At 62.9% G+C, this 4,161-nt stretch carries 4 protein-coding genes and 1 pseudogene; 1 reads left to right on the forward strand and 4 read right to left on the reverse strand.

Features of this window, described 5'->3' with window-relative positions; translation table 11 throughout:
* The 4 genes from VTU_RS35050 to VTU_RS0117855 form a co-directional block, all read right to left on the reverse strand.
* A partial coding sequence (locus tag VTU_RS35050; protein WP_322835867.1) for a SwmB domain-containing protein occupies positions 1-573 on the reverse strand: 573 nt, incomplete at its 3' end.
* Between the two features lie 450 nt (positions 574-1,023).
* A complete protein-coding gene (locus tag VTU_RS0117845) occupies positions 1,024-1,623 on the reverse strand; it encodes an HNH endonuclease family protein (protein ID WP_029554531.1) in 600 nt (199 codons plus the stop codon).
* Entirely contained in the window at positions 1,620-2,918 is a 1,299-nt protein-coding gene (locus VTU_RS0117850; RefSeq protein WP_010106718.1) for an AAA family ATPase, read from the reverse strand. The genes VTU_RS0117845 and VTU_RS0117850 overlap by 4 nt, the downstream gene beginning before the upstream one ends.
* 140 nt (positions 2,919-3,058) lie before the next feature.
* Positions 3,059-3,790 (reverse strand): helix-turn-helix domain-containing protein, encoded by a 732-nt coding sequence (locus tag VTU_RS0117855; RefSeq protein ID WP_010106719.1) that lies wholly within the window; start codon positions 3,788-3,790, stop codon positions 3,059-3,061.
* A gap of 122 nt (positions 3,791-3,912) precedes the next feature.
* Between VTU_RS0117855 and VTU_RS28020 the strand changes: the two are divergent.
* Positions 3,913-4,161 (forward strand): annotated as a pseudogene (locus tag VTU_RS28020) (hypothetical protein); the annotation flags it as partial.

The following is a 4,161-nucleotide window of genomic DNA, read 5'->3' on the forward strand; positions in this document are numbered from 1 at the left end:
TCCGGCGCCTGCCCCACGAGGGACAAGGGCATCTGCACTGCGGCGCCGGGCGCGGTGATGACGCCGTCGGCCTTCCAGCGTCATCTTGCCGCCGTAAGGCGCGCGGATCAGGTTGACCCAGGTGCCGGTGCTGTCCTTGGCCCAGTAGCCGTTGACGTCCAGCGCGCGGGTCGATGCTGCCGCCGCCTGCGCGCTGTCCTGGACGCCGTTGCCGTTGCTGGTCACGGCGCGGCCCAGCGTCAGCGTGACGGTCTTGTCCGCTGCGCTGAGCACGGCGCTGTTTACGCGAATCGCCGTGCCTGCGGTGCTCCTGACCGTAAAGCCTGCGCTGTCCGCGAGCGCTGCCCCGTCCAGGCCATTGGCTTCGGTGTAGTGGCCCACCAGTTGGTCGCCGGTGACCGTGGTGCTGTCGAACACCGGGTTGCAGTCGGAGAGGCCGAAACGCGGCTCCCATGGCCCTTGGTCGAAATCGAAATGCACCCGGGTCGTTCGGGAATCCGCGGACAGAAGGCATCCATCGCCCCCGCAAGAGTACGGCTCGGCCCAAATGGTGACGGAAGCAACAGCAGCCACGGTGTTTCTCCTTCAGGTCAAAACCAGAGGCCGCCCGTCGCTATCCGGCGCCTGCTCCACGAGGGACAAGGGCATTTGCGCTGCGGCTCCGGGGGCGATGATGAGGCCATTGACCCGGCTGTCGGCGTCGAATTGTCACGCGATCGGTGATCTCGAAGTCCCGCCGCAGCCGCCCGCCTTCGCTGGCCACCTTGCCGCCGGAAGGCGCGCGGATCAGCTTGACCCGGATGCCGGTGCTGTCCCTGGCCCAGTAGCCGTTGACGCCCAGCGCCGGGTCCGGGGATACGGGCTGAACGCGGCAGGCTGACTGAGGTGCTGGTGCGTGGCTGTTGGGCAGCGGTGCAATGCGCACCTGCTGCGCGCGCTGACCTTCTTGGCCCAGCGCATCGAGGCTGCGAACGCGCGCAGGGAATCACTGCGGTGCAGCCACGATGAGAAATCACAAAGAAATCACAAGAGCCCCTGGCGATCCGCTTCATACCAAACGAAGGGAGATTTCTCCTTCAAATAGACGGCAGGCAGAGAATGCTCAAGATAGTCCTGATACCGGCGCGTGCGCAGATCACGGCACAGCGGATCGTCCAGACCAAGTCGTTTGATGGTTTCCTTCACACGGCGCATCTGCGGGGCGTCCAGATTCGGGTTCGGGTAGATATGCCCGGTAGAAAGCTCCAGGAAAAACAGATCCGGTGCCATGGAGAAAGGGTCGAGCACGTCGCTGTATTCGCGCTTGCGGCTGTTCATGTGCGAACACGCCAGCCTATAGTTGCTCCACTCATAAGCCAGCCCGGCATGGGTCGATTTGGCGATGAAGTGATCGACGCTCCCCCCGCCCATCACGCGCTCGAAAAAGACGCCAAGGTATGCACACACCCCGCCGTAGGCTTTGTGCAGATCGGCCAGACAGTCGCGCCAATAGGGCGTGATGTCCGCTTTTGGCGGCAAGGGTTGATTTGGCGAAAAACCCTTTTTGGCGAGATGCGCCAAACCTTTGCGACGGACTATTGCGTCGAATGCAGGCGGTTCGGGCTGAGCCGCCACGGGAATCATGGCAACCATCCCTGCTTTTCGCCAATATGGCGCCAGCGAATCCAGAATGGATCGGTGTCTCCCAGCAGCTTGCGCAGCTGCGTGTCCAGTGCTTTGGCACGGGTGGGGTCAGGCACTCTTCCCGAAAGTATCTCCGCCGCTTGTTGCAACGCTTCTTCTGATTCCAGGGACCGTGCGCTGCCAAGATCAAAAGCCTCGCTCGTCAGCCAGCGGGAAACTTCGCCCAGGCGCTCAAAGGGGCGTTTCTTGAGCTCGACGATGGGGTGGCTTGTTCCATCGGTGCGGACCAAGTCGAAGTCGAACCAAGCGTCCCGTGCATCGTCAAAGTGGGGTTCGGCAGATGTCATGATCAACGGCGAATGCGTGACGGCAAGGACCTGCACCTGTGCAGCCCAACGCAAGGACTCGACCACATTCAACAGCGCCGGGATGATGCGGCGTTGCCATTTCGGATGCAGGTGAGATTCCACTTCGTCAATCAGGAATACTATTTGCTTGGTGGGAACTTCGGTCAGCAGCTTGGCCGCCTGCTGGTGTTCCTCCCAGCACCACACCAAGAAATAGGCCAGGGCGATAATGCGGCGCATGCCCGAAGAGGCATGCACCATGGGCACATCGACCCCATAGGGCAGAGGGATGGTCGGCATGTCGCGCACATCATCCAGGCTGATCCGGGTGAGCGCACCGGGGGTGAGCTTTTCTTCAGGAGAAGGAGAAAGAGCGTCCAACACGGCGCGCAAATGCTTGAAAGTGGCGCCATTCTCCTTTTGCCAACTCGCCCAGTCGCGTATCAGCCCATTGCACAGCCAATTGCCCTCGACGCCCGGCAAACCATCCCAGACCTCGGAGGGGCTGAATACATAGGCAGGGGGGCGATTCTGGATATTATCTACGCCGCCTTGGCTGCGCCAATAATTGCGGGCGGGATCCCACACGGCAAAGCCACCGTCAGCCATTGCGTAAAGCACCAGGCCAGGGTTGGCCGGCCGACCCGACCGACCCGTCCATGCCTGATCGGGCCGCGCATAGTGACTGGCGTATTTGACCGGCTTGGATTTTCCCGTGAAGGAAAAATCAATTTTGGCCGCTCCCTCGGTGCGGGGCAGCGCTTTCTTTCCCGTGGTGAGTTTGGGATTGACCTCGGCGGGCCATTTCCGCGTCATGGACCACCACGCAATATCCAGCAAGAAGCTCTTGCCCAGGCCATTGTCGCCCGTGATCAAATTCATCCGTTTGCCGAATTGGATTTCGGCGTCAACGGGGCCAACGTTTTCCAACCGGAGGTGTTTGAGCATGGCCAAGCTCCTTTTTCCTGCAAGAGCCGCGGGCTTTTTCGCCAAGCTCGAAAGATGATCATCGATGCAGTCGTCTGACTGAGCGCCGTACTGTAGCCCATTTCATCAGGCACAAGCCTGGCACCCGAAGCGCGAGAGATTTAGCGCCGCATGCCGGCAAACGCCGCGAACTCCCAGCGGCGCATGGCCAGCAGCAGGGTATGGCCTTCGCGGTCCTGTTCGGGCAGTTTCTGGTCGGCCAGGTGCTGCTGCGCAAAGTCCTGCGCCACGCGCTGCATGCGTTCCATGAAGGCCGGGGCCCGGCCGTGGCTGATGCTGCCGTGCACCAGCAGCACCCCTTCGCCCGGGCCGTCGAAGCCGCCGGCAAAGTAGTCGAGCAGCGCGTGCTCGCGAAAGTAGTTCATCACCGGCCCGTGGGGGCGCCAGCGGAAGGTCTTGGCCAGTTTCAGGCGGTAGCGGTTCAGGGGCCGCAGCGCGATGATGCCGATGCGGTCGAGCTGCGCGAGGTATTTCACGCCCTCGGCCTCGGTCAGGCGGTAGTCCGTGGTGATCTGCTCCAGCGTCCACTGGCTGAGCACGCAGATCGCCATGAGCAGCAGTTTCTTGTCGCCCACCACGGCCCTTTCCTGCTCCTGGCTCAGTTCCTTGAGCAGCGGCTGGCTCTCGGCCACGCGGCGCGCCAGATCGGAAAAGTCCAGCGCCAGCGCGTGGCAGATTGCGTCGACGCGCGAGAGCGGCATGTCGCCCTTGGCGAGCATGCGTTTGACGCTGGATTCGGCCATTCCCAGGGCCTGCGCCAGGTCGGCGTAGGTCATTTGCGCGCTCTTGAGTTCCTTTTTGAGTGCGGCAACGAGGTCGGCGGTGCTGCTCATGGGTATCGATTATCGGTACCCGGGGTGGCTTGCTGCGCCGTTTGCGCGACTTTTCGCCGTGCCGAAGGGGCTGTGCCGGGCACACTGCGTGGCGTCGAGCAACTCCCTGATGCGAGCGCAGAATGACCTTCCCCGCCTTCCCCCTGCCCCGAATCCACCCGGCCCTGTCGCGCGCCGAAGCCGGCCTGCTGTTGGGCCTGGTTGCGCTGCTGGCGCTGGCGCTGTTCGGGCCCGCGCTGCCTGCGAGCGCGCACCAGCATGACTTTGCCGACCAGCGCACGCTCTGGGGAATTCCCTGCGCGCTGGACGTGCTGAGCAATCTGCCGTTTGCCATCGCCGGCTTGTGCGGTTTGGTGGCGTTGCGCCGCGGG

It is taken from the genome of Verminephrobacter aporrectodeae subsp. tuberculatae At4, assembly GCF_000193225.1.
Lineage (GTDB): Bacteria > Pseudomonadota > Gammaproteobacteria > Burkholderiales > Burkholderiaceae_C > Acidovorax > Acidovorax aporrectodeae.

Excerpts from the sequence above, each read along its gene's own strand:
- VTU_RS0117845 (WP_029554531.1), bottom strand. The coding sequence starts at position 1,623 with ATGATTCCCGTGGCGGCTCAGCCCGAACCGCCTGCATTCGACGCAATA.
- VTU_RS0117850 (WP_010106718.1), bottom strand. The coding sequence starts at position 2,918 with ATGCTCAAACACCTCCGGTTGGAAAACGTTGGCCCCGTTGACGCCGAA.
- VTU_RS0117855 (WP_010106719.1), bottom strand. The coding sequence starts at position 3,790 with ATGAGCAGCACCGCCGACCTCGTTGCCGCACTCAAAAAGGAACTCAAG.